Origin of the sequence: Breznakia sp. PF5-3, from assembly GCF_029504745.1 — a bacterium.
Lineage (GTDB): Bacteria > Bacillota_I > Bacilli_A > Erysipelotrichales > Erysipelotrichaceae > Breznakia.
Map to the genome: position 1 here is coordinate 14,333 of NZ_JAQFIQ010000002.1, position 24,765 is coordinate 39,097.

24 protein-coding genes are annotated in these 24,765 nt (G+C 32.5%); 22 read left to right on the forward strand and 2 right to left on the reverse strand.

Annotation, left to right across the window (positions count from 1 at the left end; translation table 11 throughout):
• From M2475_RS00660 to deoC, 8 genes are all read left to right on the forward strand, one after another.
• Nucleotides 1–1,020, forward strand: coding sequence for an SGNH/GDSL hydrolase family protein (locus tag M2475_RS00660; protein ID WP_277488908.1), 1,020 nt, complete (start codon nt 1–3; stop codon nt 1,018–1,020).
• Nucleotides 1,021–1,067: 47 nt separating this feature from the next.
• On the forward strand, nt 1,068–1,964 hold the full coding sequence (locus M2475_RS00665) for an ROK family protein (RefSeq protein WP_277488910.1): 897 nt from the start codon (nt 1,068–1,070) through the stop codon (nt 1,962–1,964).
• 2 nt (nt 1,965–1,966) lie between these two features.
• Entirely contained in the window at nt 1,967–2,404 is a 438-nt protein-coding gene (locus tag M2475_RS00670) for a DUF3284 domain-containing protein (RefSeq protein WP_277488912.1), read from the forward strand.
• Between the two features lie 59 nt (nt 2,405–2,463).
• Nucleotides 2,464–2,994, forward strand: coding sequence for a helix-turn-helix domain-containing protein (locus M2475_RS00675; RefSeq protein ID WP_277488914.1), 531 nt, complete (start codon nt 2,464–2,466; stop codon nt 2,992–2,994).
• Nucleotides 2,995–3,024: 30 nt separating this feature from the next.
• Nucleotides 3,025–3,318, forward strand: a complete 294-nt coding sequence (locus tag M2475_RS00680; protein WP_277488916.1) for a transposase — start codon at nt 3,025–3,027, stop codon at nt 3,316–3,318.
• Complete coding sequence (locus M2475_RS00685; protein WP_277489042.1) at nt 3,273–4,196, forward strand: IS3 family transposase; 924 nt, start codon at nt 3,273–3,275, stop codon at nt 4,194–4,196. Before M2475_RS00680 ends, M2475_RS00685 begins: the two co-directional genes overlap by 46 nt.
• A gap of 392 nt (nt 4,197–4,588) precedes the next feature.
• Nucleotides 4,589–6,610: a BglG family transcription antiterminator gene (locus M2475_RS00690; protein ID WP_277488918.1), complete on the forward strand. Its 2,022-nt coding sequence runs from the start codon at nt 4,589–4,591 to the stop codon at nt 6,608–6,610.
• A 93-nt stretch (nt 6,611–6,703) separates the two neighbouring features.
• Nucleotides 6,704–7,366 (forward strand): deoxyribose-phosphate aldolase, encoded by a 663-nt coding sequence (gene deoC / locus M2475_RS00695; protein ID WP_277489043.1) that lies wholly within the window; start codon nt 6,704–6,706, stop codon nt 7,364–7,366.
• Nucleotides 7,367–7,388: 22 nt separating this feature from the next.
• On the opposite strand, the gene M2475_RS00700 is transcribed toward deoC, so the two are convergent.
• Together M2475_RS00700 and M2475_RS00705 are read right to left on the reverse strand one after the other, a co-directional pair.
• Complete coding sequence (locus M2475_RS00700; RefSeq protein ID WP_346780379.1) at nt 7,389–7,997, reverse strand: LysR substrate-binding domain-containing protein; 609 nt, start codon at nt 7,995–7,997, stop codon at nt 7,389–7,391.
• Complete coding sequence (locus tag M2475_RS00705; protein WP_277488920.1) at nt 7,886–8,248, reverse strand: LysR family transcriptional regulator; 363 nt, start codon at nt 8,246–8,248, stop codon at nt 7,886–7,888. Before M2475_RS00705 ends, M2475_RS00700 begins: the two co-directional genes overlap by 112 nt.
• Nucleotides 8,249–8,345: 97 nt before the next feature.
• Here M2475_RS00705 and M2475_RS00710 point away from each other — a divergent pair, with 97 nt between their 5' ends.
• From M2475_RS00710 to M2475_RS00775, 14 genes are all read left to right on the forward strand, one after another.
• On the forward strand, nt 8,346–8,894 hold the full coding sequence (locus M2475_RS00710; protein ID WP_277488922.1) for a chromate transporter: 549 nt from the start codon (nt 8,346–8,348) through the stop codon (nt 8,892–8,894).
• Entirely contained in the window at nt 8,891–9,436 is a 546-nt protein-coding gene (locus tag M2475_RS00715) for a chromate transporter (protein ID WP_277488924.1), read from the forward strand. The genes M2475_RS00710 and M2475_RS00715 overlap by 4 nt, the downstream gene beginning before the upstream one ends.
• 85 nt (nt 9,437–9,521) lie before the next feature.
• Nucleotides 9,522–10,433: a helix-turn-helix domain-containing protein gene (locus M2475_RS00720; protein WP_277488926.1), complete on the forward strand. Its 912-nt coding sequence runs from the start codon at nt 9,522–9,524 to the stop codon at nt 10,431–10,433.
• Between the two features lie 4 nt (nt 10,434–10,437).
• Entirely contained in the window at nt 10,438–10,854 is a 417-nt protein-coding gene (locus M2475_RS00725; RefSeq protein WP_277488928.1) for a DUF3788 domain-containing protein, read from the forward strand.
• Nucleotides 10,855–10,924: 70 nt separating this feature from the next.
• A complete protein-coding gene (locus M2475_RS00730) occupies nt 10,925–12,241 on the forward strand; it encodes a deoxyguanosinetriphosphate triphosphohydrolase (protein WP_277488929.1) in 1,317 nt (438 codons plus the stop codon).
• Between the two features lie 84 nt (nt 12,242–12,325).
• Entirely contained in the window at nt 12,326–12,802 is a 477-nt protein-coding gene (locus tag M2475_RS00735) for an MGMT family protein (RefSeq protein ID WP_277488931.1), read from the forward strand.
• A gap of 247 nt (nt 12,803–13,049) precedes the next feature.
• Nucleotides 13,050–13,496: a PTS sugar transporter subunit IIA gene (locus M2475_RS00740; RefSeq protein WP_277488933.1), complete on the forward strand. Its 447-nt coding sequence runs from the start codon at nt 13,050–13,052 to the stop codon at nt 13,494–13,496.
• 25 nt (nt 13,497–13,521) lie between these two features.
• Nucleotides 13,522–14,922 carry a PTS ascorbate transporter subunit IIC gene (locus M2475_RS00745; protein ID WP_277488935.1) on the forward strand — a complete coding sequence of 467 codons (1,401 nt, stop codon included), beginning with the start codon at nt 13,522–13,524 and terminating at the stop codon, nt 14,920–14,922.
• Between the two features lie 263 nt (nt 14,923–15,185).
• Nucleotides 15,186–15,461, forward strand: coding sequence for a PTS sugar transporter subunit IIB (locus M2475_RS00750; protein WP_277488937.1), 276 nt, complete (start codon nt 15,186–15,188; stop codon nt 15,459–15,461).
• 17 nt (nt 15,462–15,478) lie between these two features.
• Nucleotides 15,479–16,330: a transketolase gene (locus M2475_RS00755; protein WP_277488939.1), complete on the forward strand. Its 852-nt coding sequence runs from the start codon at nt 15,479–15,481 to the stop codon at nt 16,328–16,330.
• Nucleotides 16,331–16,332: 2 nt separating this feature from the next.
• Complete coding sequence (locus M2475_RS00760; protein ID WP_277488940.1) at nt 16,333–17,286, forward strand: transketolase C-terminal domain-containing protein; 954 nt, start codon at nt 16,333–16,335, stop codon at nt 17,284–17,286.
• A 213-nt stretch (nt 17,287–17,499) separates the two neighbouring features.
• Nucleotides 17,500–20,913, forward strand: a complete 3,414-nt coding sequence (locus M2475_RS00765) for a DUF6138 family protein (protein WP_277488942.1) — start codon at nt 17,500–17,502, stop codon at nt 20,911–20,913.
• A gap of 16 nt (nt 20,914–20,929) precedes the next feature.
• Complete coding sequence (locus tag M2475_RS00770; RefSeq protein WP_277488944.1) at nt 20,930–23,812, forward strand: DUF6138 family protein; 2,883 nt, start codon at nt 20,930–20,932, stop codon at nt 23,810–23,812.
• 118 nt (nt 23,813–23,930) lie between these two features.
• Nucleotides 23,931–24,686, forward strand: a complete 756-nt coding sequence (locus M2475_RS00775; RefSeq protein ID WP_277488947.1) for a DeoR/GlpR family DNA-binding transcription regulator — start codon at nt 23,931–23,933, stop codon at nt 24,684–24,686.
• Nucleotides 24,687–24,765 lie beyond the last annotated feature (79 nt).

Below are 24,765 nucleotides of genomic sequence, written 5' to 3' on the forward strand. Positions count from 1 at the left end.
ATGGAATATAAAGATTTAGACTTACATGGAGTTCATGATTTAGTAGATATTCGTGGACGGATGATTATGAGTCGCTATCCACAAAGGATTAATACATCTATTAATCATGAAGTAGCATACCAAATGATTGGTGGTGAAATACGTCTTTATCCTTTGAGTGATTGTTGTATTACAATAGGTTCTTTATTTTGTTGGACACAAGCGAAATGTTTAGTTTTTTATGGGGATTATGCAGCACCTGAAGAAATTATTTTTAATAAAGAGGTGAGTATTCATGTAGGTCCACAAAAAGTATTTCGAACACAAACAATACAAATTCCTTCTGTATTACATAAACCACATAGGTTTCATAATCAAGTAATTAGAATTGTTCTTTTGGGTGAAGGTTTATATGTAAAACATATATTTGGAAAATATCGTCTGCCGTTACCAGAAGAAATACCAACTCAAAAAATGTTAGTATATGGAAGTAGTATTTCTCAAGGATGCAATGCAACTTCACCAGATTTATCATATGCATCGATATTATCTAGAAGGCTAGGCTTTGATTTATATAATTATGCTTTAAGTGGACATGCTTTTTGTGAGCGAGAGGTATGTGATTTTTTAGTATCATCAAATACTTATCAGATAATAGTTTATGAGTTGTCTGTAAATATGTTAACTAATGGATATAGTGTAGAGGAATTTAAAGAGAGGGTGACTTATCTTTTAAAGCAGACGCTTTTAAATCAACCTGAAGCAAATATTTACTGTGTTGGTATTTTACCTTTTTATGGTGATTATGGAATTATGAAAGAGGGAGAAGAGCTTTTAAATACAGCAGATGAATATCGGATGGCTTATCGAGATTTAGTAACATCATTTGCATCACCTAGGCTTTTTTATATAGGTGATCAGGACTTATTAAGGGTAGAAAATTTATCCAGTGACCTACTTCATCCAAGCAATTATGGGATGATTGAGATAGCAGATAATATATATAGATGTATAAAGGATAAAAATAGTTTTTCAAAATGATGGAATATATGTTTTAATATATATAATAGGTTAAAGGAGACACGTTTATGAAATATGCTGTTGGTATAGACATTGGAGGAACAAATACAAGGGTTGCTTTAATTGATGAAAATTACAAATTGGTGGAAAGAATACAATTTGATACGGATGTTGAAAATCCTGAAGTGACGTTAAAGAAAATTAATGATGCAATTCAATTATTTGATAAAGAAATTGTTGGGATTGGAGTTTCATGTCCAGGACCTTTGGATTTGCTACATGGAGTAGTTTTAGATACACCAAACTTAAAAGGTGGATGGCGTAATTATAGAATTGTAGAAGAAATGACGAAAGCAACAGGATTACCTTCCTTTTTAGAAAATGATGCAAATTTAGCGGCTTTGGCTGAGGCTATGGTTGGTCATGGAAAAGATTTACGATATGTACAGTTTTTGACGGTTTCAACAGGACTAGGTTCTGGGTTGGTTATTGATAAGCAAATTTATCAAGGGGCACATGGTTATGCAAATGAGATTGCGAATATGATTATGTGGAAAGATGGACCAAGTCATGGAAGTATTATGCCAGGTGGAATTGAAGCGATTTCAAGTGGTACGGCAATTACAGCTCGTGCAAAAGCTGCAGGCTTGGATGTAAAGCATGCAGGAGAAGTAAATGATCTTGCAGAGGCAGGGAATTCAAAAGCAAAAGCAATTATGGAAGATGCTAAAGATTACTTAGCGAATACATTAGCAGCTATTTTTGCTTTAATTGACCCTGAAATTTTCATTTTAGGTGGAAGTGTAGCATTAAAAATAGATGGCTTTGTGGAGGATGTTGAAAAACGCACACAAGCGAAAGTATATAAGGGACTTGGTAATTTAGTAAAAGTGGTAAAATCTGATTTAAGTGAAGATAGTGGACTTATCGGTGCTGCATGTTTGGCATTTAATAAAACGGTGTAAGTATGATTGTAAAGAAAAAAATGCAGATTACCCCAGAAGCGTATTTTGAATTTATTATGGAACACTTATTAGCAGAATTACCAAAAAGTATGCAAAAAAAGATTACCAAAAAAGATATTAAAAAAGGTTTGAAGTATCGTCAAACTTATAAATTGGCAAAAGGTGATTTTGTTTCTAAAAAAGAAATTGTAGAATTTGAATATGGAGTGGTTTATAAGTTACAGATGGATATTCCAGATGGTTATCAATATATTGAACATCGTGTAAAGAAATTATCTGATAATGAAATTGAAGTTAGTTATGAAGAATCACTTGATAGTAGTAAAGCTTCAACAAGTTTGTTTCATAAGATGAAAGCAAGGTCGAATAAGAAACAAATGTTGCAACGATTAGCAGCAATTGAAGAATATATTATTGGGAAAAAAGAAGAAGCTGAATAGCTTCTTTTTAGTTGCACTATAAAAAACAGCAACGTATACTAATATCAAAAGGAGTCCATATGTTTAAAATAGGAGAATTTTCAAAGTTGACCCAAGTAACGGTAAGAATGTTGCGGTATTATGATGAGATAGATTTATTAAAACCATCAAAGATTGATGAAAATAATGGGTATCGATTGTATGCAATTGATCAAGTTCCTGAGTTGCAAAAGATTTTAATGCTTCGTGATGCAAGATTTTCAATAAATGAAATAAAGGATATTATGAATAATTGGGATAAGGATACATTGATAAATCATTTGGAAGATAAGGTAAAAGAAATAGAAAAAAATATTGCCATTGAAAAGAAGAGAAGTCGTGATATTCAAAAATCTATTTCCGATATTAAAGAGTCTGATGATGAATTTCATTACGCAGTAAAGATTAAGCAAATACCTGCAATGAATGTTCTTTCTTTGAGAAGGATAGTTCCTGATTTTTATGCAGAAGGAATATTATGGGCTGAGATATATAAGTATATTGAAGACATTGATGCTAGAATAAAAAGTGTACACATGAAAGAGAGAAAAACATCACATGGTATAATGTAAAAAGACAATATATTACGAAAGGAAATGAATATGTCAAAAGGAAAACAATATACCAATGAATTTAAATTGGATGCAGTGAATTATCGATTAACTCATCAAGAACTAACAACAGCACAATGTGCAAACAACCTAGGAGTGGGTAAAAGTACATTATCAAAATGGATAGCAACCTTTAAAAATGAAGGCAGCATAGCCACAAGAGGTAGTGGGAATTATCAAAGTGATGAAGTCAAAGAAACCGCACGATTGAGAAAAGAATTAAAAGATACACAAGATGCATTAAATATCTTAAAAAAAGCCATGGGCATACTGAGCAAAGACTAACAGTTGCAAAGTACATCGCAGTTAAACAAACAAAAAGTAAAGATACATCAATTTCTGTTAACAGTGTGCTCAAAAAATTAGGTGTATCAAAATCTGGGTATTATAAATGGTTAAAAAGAAACCCAAGTAAACAACAATTAAGAAAAGAAGAACTAAAAGAAAAAATCAAAGAAATTCATGAGAATTCATATAACATATATGGATCACCAAAAATTTCAGAAATACTAAAGCAAACAGGAGAAGTTATTTCACAAAGAACAGTGCACCAGTGTATGAAAGAATTAGGAATTCAAGCGCATTATATAAAACCATGGATAAAAACGACAGTAAATGGTGATTATTCAAGTAAATTAGAGAACATCTTGAATCGACAATTTAATCCAAGCAAACCAAATGCAGTATGGTGTACAGACATAACCTATATATGGACAAAAGAGGGATTTGTGTATCTAACAAGTATAATGGACTTATATTCAAGAAAAATCATAGCATGGACATTAAGTGAGAGCATGGAGGCAGAAACCGTATTACAGTGTTTACAACGAGCAATAAAGGAAAATCCAAGTGTAGAAGCAAGAGTAATTCAAAGCGATCGAGGAGCACAGTTTGTGAGTGAAATATATAAGAAGATTTGTGGGAACATGACAAGAAGTTATTCAGATAAAGGTGTGCCATATGACAATGCTTGCATAGAATCATTTCATTCGCTAATCAAACGAGAATGGTTAAATCGGCATAAGATAGAAAATTATAATCATGCGTATATACTAATATTTGAATATATAGAAGCATTTTATAATACTGTACGAATCCATTCGCATTGTGAATACAAATCACCAAATGAATATATAAATATGTATTATCGAAAGTTAAATTAGAAAGTGTCTACGTTTAAGTTGTCCACTTTCTTGACATAGTACCAGCAGAGGCAAGAGCAGCGATGTAGTTAGAATAATTATGAATATCAGAAGAAAGATTTAGTGGGAATGATAAAGAGTCATGAAGATTAGAAAAATCAGAAAAATGAGAATTGATAATGTTGGAGTTAAAGAAATGTGATAAAATGTTCATGTGATATATACCTTTCATTTAAAATTGTTTTTTGTCGAACTTAATTTTATAAGGATATATCACTTTTTTCAATTCCACACTTATTTTACACTAACAAATAAAAAGACGGTTTGACAATCAAAATTCGTTTGGGTTACAATGAGGTCAAGATAGATAATAAAAAACAAGAGAAATGAAGAGATAATAAGAGGTGAGAGCAATGATGGAATTGGAGGCACGGTGTCAAGAATTGCTAAATAAGCTTTTGATGAGTGAGGATTATATTAAAATTCAGGATGTTGCAAAAGAAAATAATATTTCAAAGCGAAGTGTTTATTATGATTTATGTAAGATAAACGACTTTTTGAATGCGTATAAGATTCCGGAAGTGAATTTGGAAAGAAGCAAAGGGATATATTTATCTGATGATCAAAAGGATAAGATTCATAAAATAGTAAAAGCTTTACCAGTGCAAGAAAGTGTGTATTTTTCCCCGATGGAGAGAGTTAAAATTATTATTTGTACAATCGTAATTCGTAAACATCCATTGTTTATTGAAGATTTTATGAATTATTGTAAAGTTTCAAGAAATACAATTATTAATGATTTAAAGGTTGTTTCATCTAAATTGAATGAATATGGGTTAACTTTACATTATGAAAATAAAATTGGTTATTTGATTCAAGGAGATGTAATTCGTAGTAGAGCTTTGTTCTTTTTGTTTTTTCCTGAATTAGCAGAGTTTTATCGTAATGGTTTATTACCAATTGATACAGATTCGGTAGATAGTAATTTACAAAAGTTGGATTATATTGAAAAGACGTTGGATACAAAGTTTGTGGAAGAGACACTATTGGCATTAGCGAATTTTATTCCTGTTTTAGAAGAAAGTGAAGATGAATTAAGTTTTAGTGATGTAGATAAGAATACGATTACGAATTCTTATGAATATAAATTGGTGAATAAGAAATTTTCAGATTTAAAGATTGATGAGAAGATATATCTTACGCTGCATTTGTTAGGCTCTAGATTACAATCTTTACCATTTGATGTTATGAATGTTGATGAGGATCAAGAACCTTATGAATTGGCAAAAGCACTTGTAAGTGAATTTAGTAGGATTGCATGTGTAGAATTTGATAATGTAGAGGAAATAGAGCGAAGTTTATTTGTGCATTTAAAATCTTCTCTATATCGTTATCGGTATGGGATTCAATTGGGAAATCCTTTGATTGAGGATATAAAGATTCAATATCCAGAATTATTTGATCTTACTAAAAAAGCGGTGGAGTATTTAATCCAACAGATAGGAGTTCCAATCAATGATAATGAAATTGCCTATCTTACATTACATTTTGGAGCATATATAACACCAAATCAAAATGAGGAACAAATGAATATCCTTATTGTTTGTCCGAATGGTTTATCAACAGGAAATATGTTACGTGGTGAAGTTAGTGCTTTAGTACCTCATGCAGATAGTATAGATGTTGTGTCTTTAAGTGAGTATGAAGATTTGAAAGATAAATACGATGTTGTTATCAGTACGGTATTGTTGGATGATCATCCTAATAGTATGCTCGTGCATCCTATTTTGACAGATGCAGATCGAATTCAAATTTTAAAGAAATGTATGCGGACGACGATAAAAACACAGATGAGTACAGAAGATATTTTTGATGTAGTTAAAAAATATGTGGATGAAGATAAACAGATGGTATTAAAGGAAGATATTAAACGATATGTCGATAGTTTGAATACGGTTCAATATCATCCACTAAAAGATAATAGTAAGGGATTAGTAGATTACTTGAATGAGGATACGGTTTGTTTTTGTGCAGAAGATATTGATTGGAAAAAAGCAATTCATTTTTCTGGTAAACCATTACTTGATAAGAATAAGATTGAGTCTCGCTATATAGATGCAATGATTAATCAAACAAGGTTGTTGGGACCATATATGTTTATTACTAAGGATGTTGTTTTAGCACATGCGAAAACGGAAGATGGTGTTAATGAGTTAAGTTTATCGATGGGCTTGTTTGAAAAAGAAATATTATTTCCAAAAGATAAAAGTGCAAAGATTATATTAGTGCTTGCTGCTGAAGATCAGGTAAAACATTTAAAAATATTAAAAGATATTATGAAAATTTTCTCAAATGATAACTATAAAAAAACGTTGTTTACAACAGATTCGTATGAAGAAGTCATGCAAGAGATTAAAGCTTTATTAATGGCATAAAGATAAGTCCAACCGTTGCACGAGGAGAATGCAAAAGTTGGACTTTTTTTATTTCTTTAAAACATATACAATAGAGTTGTGAGAAAAGGAGACATTTCTATGAACAAATTAATCGATCATACATTATTAAAAGCAGACGCAACACAAGAGCAAATTCAAGTGTTATGTGAAGAAGCGAAAAAATATGATTTTGCAAGTGTATGTGTAAACTCTTATTGGGTATCTTTCTGTGCTGAGCAGTTGGCAGGAAGTGATGTGAAAGTATGTACAGTAGTAGGTTTTCCATTAGGTGCTATGGCAAGTAAGGCGAAAGCTTTTGAATGCAGTAATGCGATTGCTGATGGAGCTAAGGAAATTGATATGGTTATTAATATTGGTGAGTTAAAAGCCAAGCACTATGATGCAGTGAAAAAAGATATTGAAGGGGTTGTAGAAGCAGCAAAAGGCAATATCGTAAAAGTAATTATTGAAACATGTTTATTAAGTGATGAAGAAATCATTAAGGCAAGTGAGCTTTGTGTGGAAGCAAAAGCACATTTTGTTAAGACGAGTACAGGCTTCAGTAATGCAGGAGCAAATCCACGGGTTGTGAAACTAATGAGCGATACAGTAAAAGGAAAGGCTAAAATCAAAGCTGCTGGTGGAGTCCGCTCAAAAGCTGATTTAGATGAGATGGTAGAAGCTGGAGCGAATCGTATTGGGACAAGCTCAGGTGTGAAGCTGATGGAAGGAACAGAAAGTAAAGAAGGATATTAAAAAGCAACAAATTTGTTGCTTTTTATTTGTCCTCTATAAGCGATAAGAATGTTTTAAAGGGAATACTTTGATATTTGTTTTTATGATATACAATCCAATTATGGTTTACTAGGGTTGTATTTTTTATTTGGAAAGAATGTAGAAGCGGGTTATTTTCAATTAGGTGGTGAGGTAATAAACTAACTCCTAAATTTGCTTCTACAGCTTTTATAATGGCTTGGGAATTGGTGCTTTCCATCATTGGGTTTGCACGCTTTTCAAGGGTTCCTAAAGAATTGTCAAACACATCACGAATGGCACTTCCTTGTTCACGTAAAATAAGGGTTTCGTTTAGAAAGTCTTCAAGTGCAATGTTTGTTTGCTTGGTGAAATGATGTTCTAAAGAACAGATTGGGGCAAGTGTATAGGAAGATAAAGGGATGGATATAAAATTGGTATTTGGTTGAATGCCTTCATAAAGAGCAATATCGATTTCATTATTATTTAAAGCATTCATAATGGTTTTGGCACTTGCTATTTTCAGATGAATGGGAGCCGTACTTTCTTGTTTGAATGTTTTGATAATGGTTGGTAATTGCGTGCAAGCAATTGTGATACAAGATCCAATACGAAGTGGTATTTCTTTCTCAATTGTAGTTGGACTTTTTTTAGATCATCATAAGCCGAAAGTAAAGGTGTTACCTTTTTTAAAAATTCTTTTCCAGCTTCAGTGATTTTTATTTTCTTACCAATTCGATCAAATAAAACTAATCCTGTTTCTTTTTCTAAATCTTTAATAGCAGCGGAAACTGCAGGTTGGGAAATATATAATTGTTTTGCACTCAAAGTTATATTTTCATTTTTTAATACTTCATAAAATATTTTCAGATGACGAATGTTCATAGTTCCTCCATATAAGTAAATGATTATGTATATGATAAAATTATAATATTTTAATTATCCATTAACAACCCCTATACTTAAGTGTGAGAGGTGAATAATGAAAAAGTATTTATGGTTGTTTCTGGTGAATTTGTGGATTAGTACTTTTACGTTTGGTGGTGGGTATATTGTGATTCCAATGATTCGTAAATTTTATGTTGAGCAACATCATTATTTTGATGAAGAAGAATTGTTGTATCTTTCAACCATCGCACACTCATCTCCTGGTGCAATTGCTATCAATATCGTTGCTCTTACAGGTTTGCATGTTGCTGGAGTAATAGGTTTGATTATAAGTTGTATTGCGGCAATATTGCCACCATTCTTTATTATCTTTGCAATATATACAATATATGATTTGCTTATAGCAACACCAATGATTGTAATGTTGTTACAGGGAATGCAGTATGGTGTGGTTATTATTATGCTGGATTTTGTAATTGATTTATGGAAATCGCTTAGCAAAAAGGGAGATGTAGTGTTATTGGTTCTTGTGATTGTGACGTTGTTTTTAAGTGTATATATGCAGCTTCATATTTTATGGATTTTAACTTTGTATATCCTATTTATTATTTTTGATGTTTTACGAAAGCAGCGAAGATTATGATGATTTTATTAGTTACATTATTCGTTCGTTTCTTACAGATTGGTACTTTAAGTTTTGGTGGAGGCTATGCAGTAATTCCTCTTATTCAAGAATTGATTCTTGATGATTTAGGTTGGTTATCAAACCAACAATTTATAGATATAATTACGATTTCGCAACTAACTCCTGGACCTTTAGCAATAAATATATCTACCTTTGTTGGGATTAAAAGTAGTGGTATATTAGGTGGTGTTGTGGCAACGATAGGTTGTATTTTACCAGGGGTGTTAATTGCTGTATGTTTATATATAAATATAAATAAATACAAGGATAGCATATGGGTAAAAAGAGGGCTGGAAATTCTACAAGCATTTACACTTGGGTTGATCTTAGCTGCTGTTGTATCGTTGTTTTCTTCACTTGAAAATACAGGAACTAGTATAGTTTTTATTTTGATTATATTGAGTATTGGTTTATTTGTATATCGCAAGTATTCTATCAATCCTGTCATCTTTATTCTTTGTTTTGGTTTAATAGAGAGTATTTTATATAGCTTTTTTTAAAAAACATATTACAATGAAAAAGAGCACTGTCAGATAAGCTATCATTTTAAGAATATGATATTTTATAGATGAGAGGTATAGACTTATGCACGCATGGGAATCAATACAAATAACAATTAATTATATAGAAGATCATTTATGTGATGAAATCAAGATTGATAAATTAGCAAGCCTTGCTTGCTTATCAACATTTTATTATCAACGTCTTTTTAAACGTTTGGTGAAATGTTCACTTCAAGAGTATATGAAATATCGTCGTTTAGCAGTATCTTCAAAAGCGTTATGTGAAAGTGATGCACGTATTATTGATATTGCAGTGAAGTATCAATTTTCCAATCATGCTAATTATTCAAGAGCTTTCAAAGAAGTGTATGGTGTAACCCCTGATGAATATCGAAAACATCAGCTTCCATTAAATCATTTTGTTAAGCCTGAATTATTGTTGAATTATGTAATGATGGATGAAGGTATTCCATTGATTAGTGATGAAATGGTAATTGAGATAACACGAAAGAAATTTGATAAAGAGCGTTATTTTGTAGGTATTGAGCAAGAAGTTGAAGTAAGTGAATTAATGAGTCCACAAACAACAGGTGTTTCCACAATCACGTATTTGTGGGAGGAATTAGGTAAAAGGGTGAATGATATACCTTACAAACGAAAAGATGGCAATGACTTTGGTGTCCTATATATGGGGAATGCTAGAGAAGGAAATTGTATGTATATGGCAGGAGTAGAAGTTGATCGTTATGTAGAAGTAAAAGGATTTAAAACCTTTGTCTTACCAATAAAGGAATATCTGGTAACTGGATTTGAAGCAGAAACCTTTGATGAGTTAGTAAATAGTGCTATCAATAAAGCTGATGCATTTACTGCACGTTGGATGGAAGAACACAATTTGGTTGGCGTTGGTGGCTTTGCTGCTGAATTATATTATCCACCCACTGAACAATCTGCATATTTAGAACATTTGGTATGTTTTAAGGAAAAGGAGTGATTATATGGAATGGCATGAATTATATCCACCAAATAATGAACCAAGTATAAAGGAAATCAGCAACTATATTAACAATCCTTTATGGGATACTTTGGATGTATTATTGGTGAGTGAGAAGAAAGCAAAACGGAAAATAGAATATAGTGGATGTTCTTTGAAAGGATGGAATATCAAATATAAGAAAAAGGGTAAGAATCTATGTACCATCTATCCTTATGAAAAGTATTTTAAATTATTGGTGGTGGTTCCAGAAAAAGAGAAAGAAGAAGCTGATTTACTTATTGATCTTTGTGGTGACAATGCGAAAGAGGCATATAAGAAATATGATTTTTTCAATGGTGGCAAATGGATGATCATTGATATTGAAAAAGAAGGTGATGTTAAAGATGCTCTTGAATTTATAGCTTTAAGAGAAATATAGAAAGAATGCAAGGCATTCTTTTTTCAATTTGTTGTATGGTATAATGTTTGTATGCATTGGAGGAAAACAGATGGAATGGAAAAAATTAGTAAGTAGTACACGTGTACCTGCATATAATAATGATAAATCAGGTAATGAAATATATGCTTTTGAAAGTGATTATCGAAGAATTATCAAGAGTTCTTCTTTTCGTCGACTGCAGGATAAGACACAAGTGTTTCCTTTGGATCGTAATGACTTTGTAAGGACAAGACTGACACATAGTTTAGAAGTTGCAATGATCTCAAGAGATATCTTAAATGAGGTAATACGCAACTTAGATAAAAAGGATATTGATACAGAACCGTTATCAAAGTGCCATCGCTTACTTGAATGTGCAGCGTTGATTCATGATATCGGAAATCCTCCATTTGGACATTTTGGTGAAGATGCCATTCGTATCTGGTTTGAAAATAATATCCATAAATATCCAGAGATGAAAGACTTGAATGAACAACAGCAATTAGATTATTTGAAGTTTGAAGGAAATGCACAAACAATTCGAGTGCTAACAAAGTTGCATGATTATAATGGCAGTTCTAGTGTGGGGATGCGATTAACTGCTTCCGTACTAGATTCGGTAATCAAATATATGGCTGCTTCAAATGAAGTAGACAAAAGTGAACTAACATATAAAAAGGTTGGATATTTTTATTCAGAACAAGATGTGTTTAAGGAAATAAAAGAAGTTACTGGATCAAGACAATATCGCCATCCACTTGTGTATCTACTAGAAGCATCAGATGATATCTCTTATACTTTTTCGGATCTAGAAGATGGATTCAAGTTTGAAATGTTTAGTCTTGCAGATCTAAAAGAGTATTTACAAGATTGTCCAGAGGTAGATGAAATCTTGCTTTCATCTAAGACAGATGAAGAAAAGATGCAGGAGTTTATCCGCTTGTATCAACAGAAAGTTTTTAAATATGTAAGTATGTATTTTGTGAATCATTATGATGAAATCATGAAGGGAACGCTAAAAGGGGATTTGTTTGCTGCTGATGCAGCAGAAATCAAGGTATTTAATAAATTGAAAAAATTCTGTTTTGAATATATTTTTGAAGATAAGGAAATCATCAATCAAGAGATTGTAGGATACAATATCTTGAATTCTTTATTAGATACATTTGTTCCTGTAGTACTAAAGTATGGAAAAGAGATGAATGCATATGAAGAAAAACTTTTGGATTTTATCCCCAAGAGTGCTTTTCAACGTTATGATGTAGAAACAAAAGGATTAGAAGAAAATGAAAAGACATATTATAAGATTAAAATAGCAGTAGATTATATTTGTGGAATGACAGATGGATTTGCAAGGAAGGTTTATAAAGATATCTTTAATACATAATGAAAATTGTATAAATAATTAAAACTGTCTCATTGCATAGTATTTTTATCTGTGTAATACTGAAGAAAAGAGGAGGTATCACAGATGGCAAATGAAGATAAAAAAGACTTTAATGCGATGTTGGAAAGAGATAATGGGATGCCGAAAGTGCAAATCGTTACAGATGAAAAAACGATTGAAAAATATGGTGGAGAAAAGATGTATTTTGCACCACCGATGGATTACGATATTGTAATGAAAAAAATACCAGAAGGAAAAGTTATAACAACAAGTGAAATAAGAAATTATTTTGCTAAGCAAAATAATGCGGACTTCACAGACCCAATTACAGCAGGGATTTTCATTTCGATTGTAGCTTGGGCAAGTTATCAAAGAAGTAAAGATAAAACACCTTATTGGCGTACCTTGAAAGCGCATGGAGAGTTACATCCTAAATATCCAGGTGGTATAGAAAAGCAAAAGGAATTATTGGAAAAAGAAGGGCATACAATTATCAAGAGGGGGCGTACCAATATTCGTTATTATGTGAAGGATTATGAAAATGCTTTATTTATATTGTAAGCAAGATAGACTGAATTATCAGTCTATTTTTATATTGGTTTAATTTTTATGGGGACACATAAAGTCAAATAAAAAAGTTTTTAAACGTACTTTTAGCGCTTGGTTTTATTGAAATAATGAGGTTATTTTGTTGGTTTTCAAAGATTTATACAACAATTGCACAAAAAAATGAAAGAAGTTGGACTTCAAGTAATGAATGAATAAATTTACACTATAGGTGTACGAAGTAAATGTTAGGGGGACAATTATGAAAGACATGCTTAAACTAGAAAACGTTCAAATTGTAAATGGTGTGAAAGATTGGATTGAAGCTATTCATGTGGGTGTACAACCACTGGTAGATACAGGTTATGTAGAAGCGCGCTACATTGACGAAATCATTAAAAACACTGAAAAGTTTGGACCTTATTATGTTTTGTGTGAAAACTTAGCTTTGCTTCATGCGAGTGCAGAACAAGGAGTAATAAAGAAACAGGTAGCAATCACCGTACTGAAGGAACCAGTGAAATTTAAAGAAGATGGCTATGATGTGCGTTTGTTAGTTACTCTTGCAGCTAGTGATCCTGAATCACATATGCAGGCTATGCAAGCGATCTCAAATATTTTTTCGGATGAGAAGCGAATTGCAATGCTTGTGAATGCGGATACGGAAATGGAAATATATCGCCAGTTTATTGCTGCTGCAAACGAATAATAGTGTAAGGGAGGAATAAAACAGTATGGAATTTATACTTAATATTTTGTCTACACCATCGATCTTAGTTGGTCTTATGGCAATGCTAGGACTTATCTTACAAGGTAAGAAAGTTGAAGATGTAGTAAAGGGTACGATTAAAACGATTGTAGGTTTCCTTGTGTTGAGTGCAGGGGCAGCATTTCTACAATCAGGTTCATTGAATGCATTTGGTGAGTTATTCAATTATGCATTTAATATGCAAGGAGTAGTGCCTAACAATGAAGCAATTGTTTCGTTAGGGTTAGAAAAGTTTGCTAGTCAAACAGCTTATATTATGTGTGTGGGAATGGTTGCAAATATTGTTATGGCACGTTTCTCAAGAATGAATTATATCTTCTTGACAGGACACCACACATTATATATGGCATGTATGTTAGCCGTTATTTTAAATGTAGGTGGATTAGATGGTGCTGAGCTAGTTATTTCTGGTGGATTAGCATTAGGATTGATTATGGTAATATCACCAGCAATTTGTCAACCAACAATGCGTAAAATCGTAAAAACAGATGATTTGGCATTTGGTCACTTTGGTGGATTCGGATATTGGTTCGCAGCACAAATTGGAAAATTATTTAAAGGAAGTAAATCTACAGAAGAGGTAAACTTCCCACAACGTGTATCATTCCTTAGAGATACAACAGTAGCAATTGGATTAACAATGGTAATCTTCTTTATGGTTGTTACTGCGGTAGCTGTAGGAAAAGGATTATTGACTGATTCTGTAATGTCAGAAAGTGCAAACTTAGCACCACTATTCAGTGGAGATACAAAAACGCACTGGGCAGTATGGGCATTTACATCAGGACTTAGCTTTGCTGGAGGGGTATATATCATTTTGGCAGGTGTTCGTTTAATTATTGGTGAAATTGTACCAGCGTTTAAAGGAATTGCAGAAAAACTTGTACCAAATGCAAAACCAGCACTAGATTGTCCAGTTGTATTCCCATATGCACCAAATGCAGTGTTGATTGGATTCTTAGTTTCATTTGTTGGTGGTATTGTTGGATTGTTTGTTTTAGGATTTATTAATAGTTCAATTATGCCAGTTGCGTTGATTTTACCAGGAGTTATTCCACATTTCTTCTGTGGAGCAACAGCAGGTGTATTCGCAAATGCAGAAGGTGGATTAAAGGGTTGTCTAGCAGGATCATTCTTGCATGGATTATTAATTACTTTCTTACCAGCAATTTGTATGCCAGTTATGGGTGCGTTGAACTTTGCAAATAGTACGTTCTCAGATGCTGATTTCTCACTTGCAGGAATCTTCTTCGGTAATATAGCACAATATGTTCAAGGATTTGGATTGATGGGTGTTTGTATTGTATTGTTCTTACTACCAATCATTTACAATTTTATTGCACCAAAAAAACAAAAAGCTGAATAATATAAGATGCATTAAATTATAGACCAGAGGAGATAGAAGTTGTATCTCCTCTATATCTTTATATTGAAAGAAAATAGATGAGAAAAGAGATTGGTTTTATAGTGAATATGTAGGAAATGTTCGTCTGTATACCACATAGACTTAGTATAATATTTGTGATATTATTTTAATTGTTGATTGTCTATACTGTATATTTTGTGTAAAAACACCAAAAAGAGAGAAGGAGACAAATCAATACTAAAGTGAGGCAAAGGAGGTAAGCAATGGAAATTAAAAGAATTATGTGTTGCTGTGGATCTGGATTAGGATCAAGTATGCTTGTTCGTATGAACGTTGAAAAAGCGTTAGGAAAATTAGGTTATTCTGGCATTGATGTATCACATTCATCAGTATCAGATGCAGTAGAAGGCGCAGCAGATTTATTTGTGGTTGGTAAGGATTTAGAAGAATTCGTATCTTCATTACCAAGTGTTATTATTTTGGATAATATCATGGACATGAATGAATTAGAGACAAAATTAAGTGAAGTTTTAAAATAAAACGAGGTGGAAATTAAATGGACAACACAGAATTAAAAAAGTTGAAAGTATTATCAGCTAAGATTCGTATAGATGTATTAAAGATGTTAGAAAAACGTGGGTATGGACACTTAGGTGGATCTTTATCAATTGTTGAAGTACTAAGTGTATTGTATGGAAAACAAATGAAATATGACCCAAAAAATCCAAATGCAGAAGATCGTGATATGTTAGTTTTATCAAAAGGTCATGCTGGACCTGGATGGTATAGTACCCTTGCTAATGTAGGGTTTATTGAAAAAGAGATGTTATATACATTAAATGATGGTGGAACAAAACTTCCATCTCACCCAGATAGAACGAAAACTCCTGGTGTCGATATGACAACTGGTTCTTTAGGACAAGGAACTTCTGCAGCTGCAGGCATTGCAACAGGTTTTAGAATGAAAAAATCTGATCAAAATGTGTATTTGATTGTTGGAGATGGTGAACTTAATGAAGGGCAATGTTGGGAAGCATTCCAATATATTGCACATAATAAATTAAATAATTGTATCGTTTTAATTGATGATAATAAAAAGCAATTAGATGGACCAACATGTGAGATTTGTAATCCATTTAATATTGCTGATAAGATGCGTGCTTTTGGATTCAAAACATATGAAGTTAAAGGTGATGATGAAGAAGCGATTAGCAATGCAATCGATTTGTGTAAAAGTGAGAAAGATTGTGCAGTATGTATCGTTCTTGATTCAATTAAAGGACAGGGAGTACCATTCTTTGAAGAGATGGATGCAAACCACTCTGTAAAATTTAACACTGATGAAATCCTTAATGCTACACATGAAGCAATTGAAAAATTAGAAGCATTTGTTAAGGAGGGTGAATAATAATGTTTACATTAGATAGAGAAAATAAAGAGATTAAAGAATTAAAGTTAGCAGTTGTTGAAACCCTTCAAGATATGATGAAAACAAATGATAAAGTTGTTGCTCTTGAAGCCGATTTAGGTGGAGCTAGTGGGTTTTCAAAAATTCAAAAAACAAATCCTGATCGTTTTATAAATGTTGGGATTGCGGAAGCTAATATGGTTGGTGTTGCAGCTGGATTGAGCGTAACTGGCTTTGTTCCATTTATGCATACTTTCGGACCATTTGCATCAAGACGTGTATTTGATCAAGTATTCTTATCAGGTGCTTATGCACACACAACAATGAATATTTATGGATCAGATCCTGGATTTACAGTTGGGCCAAATGGTGGAACACATACAACATGGGAAGATGTAGCACTTATGCGTACAATTCCTAATGCAGTTGTTTGTGATGCTGCTGATTATGTTCAATTGGAATGGATTACTCGTGAATTTGTGAAAATGGAAGGAATCCATTATGTTAGAGCAAACCGTAAAGGTGTAAGAAACGTATATAAAGAAGGTTCTACTTTTGAAATCGGAAAAGGAAATATTCTTAAAGAAGGTAAAGATGTATTATTAATTGCAGCTGGACAATTAGTGTCAGATGCATTAGATGCAGCGGAAGCACTTGAAAAAGAAGGTATTTCTGTAGAGGTTGTTGATATGTTTACTATCAAGCCTATTGATGCTGATTTGATTCTAAAAGAAGTTACTGGTAAAAAAGCGGTTGTAACATTTGAAAACCATTCGATTACGGGAGGTTTAGGAAGTGCTGTAGCTGAAGTACTATCAGATAATGCAATTGGAGTAAAACTAAAACGTGTAGGTGTAAATGAATTATTTGGACAAGTAGGAACACCAGATTTCCTACAAAAAGAATTTAAACTTACCGCAGATGATTTAGTAAAAGATATCAAAGAAGCTTTATAAGAGATAAGCATTGTAGTGAAAACTACAGTGTTTTTTTTGTGGAAAAAGTGATAAAAAACATAGGTTGTTACATAGGTGATGTAACAACCTATGCTATTTTGTATGTAATGTCTATAAGCAAAGAAAAAATGGGAACCAAAAGAAAGTCCACAGCGTCTAAGTTTATAGATGACCTATATATGATTATACATACTCTAGAAAGGAAAAATAAAAATGTATTATTATTTAGAATTCAAAGAAGAAGGATCAAATAAGTTTTGGAAGTTAGAGTTAGAAGAGAATAGTTATACACTTACTTATGGAAAGATAGGTAGTGCGGGTACTTCGAAAGTGAAGACATTTGAAAGTGCAGAAAAGGCTGAAAAAGATGCCATGAAATTAGTGGCTGCAAAACGCAAAAAGGGATATGTGGATGCAGAACCTGAAATGACAATGGAATTAAAAAAGAAGCCTAAAGAAACGAAAAAGGTAATTATAGAGAAACCTGAAAAGATTCCCTTGCCTTTAAAAGATGATGACAAAATAAAAGCCTGGCATGATGAAGAGTTGGAAGAAGAATTTAAACTATCCAATATGCGTATGGGAACAAGCAAATCTTCAACAAGTCAAAAAGAAAAGAAAGAAAAAGTAGAAACTGAAGATGGGATGAAAAAGCTGGAAGATTTAATGCTTGCTCATATGAATCATAATTTTATAAAGTCTAAAATAGATCGAGAACGGTTGTTTTTAACACTTTGCCAAAAAGGTGAATATGAAGAAGCGAAATTGGTTTATGAAATTGTAGGGTTTTCAGATAAGGTTTTAAAATCAGCAGTAAAACAGATATTTGAAAATAAAGCATCTTATACACCAACCTTACAATTAGGAAGTTTTATGCTTGTGGAATGGTTGTATGATTTACTAAATCTGCCATTTGATCAATTTTTGGCACTTATTTCTCAAAAAGATATTCATGTGGATGTTTTAGAAAAATATTATACATGTTTAAAAGATACAAAAGCTTTTGGTGAAGCAAAAGAACAGATGTTATCAGTTGTTAAAGAACTTTGTGAAAGTAATGTTTCAATCATTGAAAATACGATTAAGGGTGTATGTGATTACGCTAAAAATCATACTGCATTTAATGCGAAAGATATAAATAAACTTGATCAAATAATAAAAGAACAAAAATTTGTTGAAGGAGCATATGGAATATCTATTGCATTTAAAAAGAATCATTTGTACGTGGGCGTTTTAGGGACATCTTTATCTGGATTTTCAGGTATTTATACAACTTTAAACTTACATGGTGTTTCAGTGAAGTTTTTTATTGAAATGATAAAAGAAGAACTAACAAAGGCAGTTGAAAAACTGTGGGATGATAACATTTTTGAAGGGCTTTTCCGCTATACGTGTACGATTGAAGAATGTGAAACAAAAACCGAATTGTTGTACAGAGAAATACCGTCAGAAGAAAGAGATGAATTATTAAAACGCTTAGAACATTTAGAAATTAGTGATGATTGGGAAGAAAATATTGAATTGCTTTCTGACGTTGTAGAAGAATGTAAAGCTGGTATTTATATGAAATATGATGAGGACAGGATTGTAAGTTTAGTATCTCGATATATGAAATCACCAGATTCAAGTGTAAGTGATAGTGCTGAGAATATTATGAGTATGGAAGCGCATAAGCGTACAGCAAGCGATGCTTGGGTAGAAGCTATGGTTACTTCGTATTGTGATAGAGGACACTTCAAAGAGGCGAGATCAAGATATGTCGATAAAGCAAGGAAAAGAACGTCACCTGAAGTTACAAACAAGCTTCGTAAGCTTATTAGCTTTAGAGAGAAAAATAATCGTGCATTGATGTCTACGTCAAATAACAATGCAGTAAGTACAGAGGATATTGATAACGATTATGTTTTATTTGGTAAAGGGTCGCAAATCAAAGATACCTTTTTAGAAACAGAAAATGTTGTTGTTCGTGCAGATGAAGATGGAAGAATTATGGTTCGCTTTTTGAATGAGGGAGAAGCAGCATATAGTGAAACTTTAGATTTTGTAAATCATTTATTAAGTAAAGGATATGGCAAGATTGGGCAATATTTTTGTGTACGATTCCTTCATGAACCAATGGCAATTAAACAGGTGGGAACGCTTAAAACTTCATATGGTATAACATATCCATTTAATGATACACATGCCTTTTTCGCAAGAGCAGCACAATATCCTAAATTACGTTCAAAAGTGGAACGTTATGCTTATTTGGCGTTAAAAAAATATGAATGGTATCCAGATCTTGATGCTGAAGAAAACACGGTACCAGGTACTTTTGCAGCCACAGCATTAGCCTTTTGTGGGGCAGAATATATGCCGGTGGTAATTCATTATGCACATATGGTAGATGGTGATCATTCAAACCTACATGCAGTGCTTCCTAATGCACTTATTAAACATTATGGACTTATACCAGAAATTGCTCCAGCTATTTTTGCTTTATGTATGGCAAATGGGCAAGATTATGATTATAGTATTCCAACAGATCTTTTAGCTAATAAGGAGTTTGCTAAATATATAATGCGTGATATCCACAAATGGGAGGTTGATGATAGGGAAAAGCAATCTTACTTTACTACAGCTGTAAGAACCATTCTATATAACAGTAGTTATGCAGATGATGGAGTGGAAGCTTTGAACAAGATAAAAAAATATATCAATAATAGTGATGATATTCAAACTAGAGGTGGATTAATTGAATTTTATAATTATTATTTGGAGTGTATTAAACAGTATGATGATTATGAAGATATAAAACCAATTATTCAACTTAAAGGATATCGTAGAGATGATAATTTGGATGAGGTAGAAAACCATATAGATGCTTCGAAACAAGTGGAATTAACGTTTGAAGAAAAAGGTGTTGTACTTATGACGATGAGTGAAGCAAAAAAAGCAAAAGTCAATTTTGATGATATGTATGAAAGAAAAGATTTGGATGCTGTTTTCTATATTAATTCAATTCAAGATGATATTGAAATTCTTGATTACTTTAATAGAACAGCAGTTGAGATAGGATATGAAAACCATACAAGAATGGGAAAACGTTGTCGTACAGTGTGGACTTGTGGAGCAGATTTTGTATCAAATGGTAAATGGGTAGTTGATACTACGCATATGGGTGCTAATGCTGCAACCATTATATTCAATGGAAAAAATAAGCCAACTATTTTATATGGATATATGAATTTTGTTGATGCGGTTATAGAGTATAAAACAACAAAACCTACAAGTGAAGAGGAAATTGAAACATTACGATTACGGCATCTGAAAAAGCAAGCAACACCTCGAAAATATGATAGCGAATACAAAGAAGCGGAAGAGCTTTTAGATGAGTTGATGTATTGCATTATCTATGGGACATTTCCTGCCGCAGACTATAAGATACAACAGTTAGAAGCGAATGATAATTGTTATGTTGAAATGGTGAGGAAGGTTGCTAAGATTCAAGTGCTGCAACGTGGAGGACGCATTGAAGGCTATGAAGCGTTGTGTGATGAATTATCAAAAATGCAAAGTGATAAGCGTGATTTTTGGCTTGCCAAGAAAGCTATCGCAAAAACTTTGCAAAAAAATAATATATTATAGAAAGGACGAGTGAAGGATGAAATATTATTTAGAATCTAGAGAAGAAGGAGCGAATAAGTTTTGGAAGTTAGAATTAAAAGGAGATAGCTATACGGTTACTTATGGAAAGTTAGGTAGTGTAGGTACATCTAAGACAAAGGCATTTGATAGTGAAGAAGCAGCGCAAAAGGCAGCTGAAAAAATGGTAGCAACAAAACGTAAAAATGGATATGAAGATGCTAAAGAATTAAATACAGAGTCACCAACGACAACAATAGATGATTTTATGAATGAGTTGATTCCTTTTCTTGAAGAAATGGAAGTGGAATTACAAGAGAAATTTTGGAAGTTTTATGAAGAATCAGGAAAAAGCGATTATCATCTTCAATATCATGATGTAACATGGACAGGATTTATTAATAGACTGACAATTACGATTCAGAGCAGTAAAGATAAAAAACGAATACGAAACTATCTTGAATTTGGTACAGATGAAAAATGGTCATCTTCTATAATGAAGGATTTCTCTGAATTTTATATGCATATTCTAACAGAAGAGAATTTAAAAAACGTCATTGGTCCTAAAATTATGGCTTGGTTCCAAGAGCGGATTGATAACGAGAAATTTAATGGTTTCTATAGTGCATATTTGATTGTTACTGTACGTATGTTTGGTGAAGAAAGCGGATATTATGGAGGGGAAGTTCCTTTAGTAGCAGAAGCAAGAAGAAAGCAAGTTAGAGAGTATGTTGGAAAATGTATTGAAACAAAAGATTATAGTGAGTGGAAAAGAATGAAAGATAATCCAGCACACTGGGAATTTTTATGGCTATGGAAAGAAATGGACATAAAGAATCTTAAAGTGTATTTTGAACGTATTAAAAACTCAGATGGCGGTAGTTCAGGGTTATATTATTCATATCCTAGTCACAAATGGCAATTGGAAGAATTCTATGAATCATTATTAGATGATTCCACAATAACATTAGAAGATTGTGAAAAGCTATATTTCTTTAATGAAGAAATAAAAAAGTTTGTTTTTGGATCAAGAGCTACTTGGGATTTTCCATTGGTAAAGGATGAAGAGTTTATTCCTATTACCAAGCTTTATAAAAAGTTAGGTTTTAATCCTAAAGATGTTATTACTGAAGTAGAGATAAAAGATGTTCCTTTTGCTGAAGCGGTTTATAATATAATAAGTGAAAATCATGAAATGTATGCAAGTGAATATGTTCGTGAAAGAGAAGATGTCTTTAAAACCAGTCGTCGAACAAAAGATAAGCCACTTCCAAATTGGAGTAAGGATGGTAAGGCGATAGCATTTATTGAGATTAGCGTATCAGAGAAAAAGGTATACGTGAAAGAAAGGGCATATAATTGGTCTTATCATGTAAGTCACCGTGGAGAACAATTTAAGTTTTCTGCAGACTTTGAAAAAGAATATGATCTTGAAGCGGTAAGTGAAGAAGAAAAAACAAACTTATTTCATTCGCTTGTAACATATTATCAACCCTTGGTTGAAGAGAATGAAGGAGATTTGTATTTGCCGATTGTAAATATTACACTACTTGTTGGTGAGCAAGATGAATCTGAAAGTTATTGGGAGAAAGCAAAATACACACAAAACATTCTTAGAGATAACAGTGAAGAGTGGATAGAAACGCTTCAAAAGATGCATGATAGTATGATAGAACCTGAGGGGGAAAGAGTACAACCATATTCGAATATGTTAGAGGTGTTCAAATCTATTTATATTAATATCTTTGATTATGATTGGGCACGTATGTTGTTGTTTATGAAGCAATATGCTACAACCCAATATGGAGTTCATTTTGGTGATTCTATGTTAGGCAGTATGGCACATCATTTAGAAAGAGAAATGAAAAGATTGTTGGAGCGTAAAGGAATAGCTAATTTAAGGAAAAAAATTACAGCTTCTTTTACACCTGAAGATGTAGATTATATTGCGTTTGCGGCAGATATGATTAAAAATAATTTAACTGCATCTTATCAAAAGAGCTCTCAGAAATTTGCCGCAATGTTGGAAAAATTGTTGGAGAAAATAGAAGTTGTAGAAGAGGAAACATACGAAGAAACTACGTATGAAATTGATCAAGAAGAAGAGATGGATGAAGAAGATGTATTCAGCACATACAAAGATGAATTTGTAGAATTAAAGGCTGCATATAATGAAGATGGTCGTGAAGATTATTTTGAAGAAGGATTTAATAATCGAGGATATGTTAAATGTGTTATTTTAAAAGAAGAAGAACAAGCTTATAAAACCGCAATTGAATATTTTATTCAAATTATCAAAGATGGATTCCCAGCTCGTTTCAGTTTTGAACTAACTTCTAGTGTTGATGAATATACGCTTATTTATGAACGTCCTTCTGATGAAAATCCGATATTAAAAGTTGATAGTAATCGCTTCTTTACAGCAGCATTAAAATATCCTGAATTGCGTGATCTTGTTCGTGAGTATGTAAAGGTTTCAGCTGAAAATATCAATGTTTTAGAGGAATCCGAGATGGAAGATGATGATTCCATTATTGGAAGAAGGCCAGATTTCTTGGCTATGGCGATACTAGTGTTGAGTGATCCAAGTGGATATGATTTTCTAACAACGTTTGATGACTTTAATGGTTCAGTATATTATGATCAAGGTTATAATGGTTGTCATGTATTGGTGACTACATTCCTTCGTCAATGTGGAATTAATGATGATAACGTAAAGAATGTGGCAGAATCTATCGACGAAGAAAAAGCAGGATGGTTTTTAATTGATATGCTTCAGGATTGGGGTTACAAAGATGCGAAATTTGCCAAAGAGAATGCGACTAAATTATTAGCACATGTTGAAGATGATGCAAAAGAAATGTTAGAGGAAATATTAGAAGACTTAGAAGATGAGGAATAAAGTCCTATAATTAGATAAGAGTACGATAGTGAAAACTATGGTGCTCTTTTTTTGAATGAAAATGATAGATTTATTTTTATTTGTGCTATACTGTCAATATATTGAAAAGAGGTATTTTATGCTTGCTAGTGAAAGATTTATATTTATTTTAGATCAACTTGATCGTGAAGGGGTGGTTACTTTAAAAACCGTTTGTGAACAATTGAATGCTTCTGAATCAACGATTCGTCGTGATTTTGAAGAATTGGAAAAACAAAATAAGTTAAAGCGAGTTCATGGAGGGGCTGTTAAGGTTAGCTTGGGAACAACCCTTACGGATAGTAAAGAAATGTCAATGCAACAAAAGAGTCAAATTAATATTGAAGGAAAACAAAAGATTTGTCGCTATTGTGCACAAATGGTTCAAGATGGAGAGTGTATTTTTATTGATGGTGGAACGACATTAATGTATTTAATAGATTATCTTGAGGGGAAACGTGTGAAAATCGTGACCAATAATCACTTTGTTGTTACCAAACAAGGAAGTACAATCGAGTTGATTAATATTGGTGGTCATTATTTACCTAATTTGCATATGACGGTAGGATCTATAGCTTTGCAAACCTTGGAGATGTTTAATTTTGATTATGCTTTTATCGGTTGTGCTGGAATTGATATCAGCGAGAATATCGCTTATACTGCCGAGATGGATAGTGCGCAAATTAAAAAAGCTGCAATGAACCAAGCACTGAAGTCTTATTTGTTAGTCGATTCCACAAAGATGGATTTAAGAGGGTTTTATAAGTTTAGTGATATTAAACGATTTGATAGTGTGATTATGGATGATTATGATTCGAATCGCAAGAAACCAACATATATTACAGTTGTTGAATAAGATAGTTTTTGAATGTTAATGAAAGTTTTTGAACGTTTTTATTGACATTCTTTTTTTGTTTGCTTATACTGTAATTAGA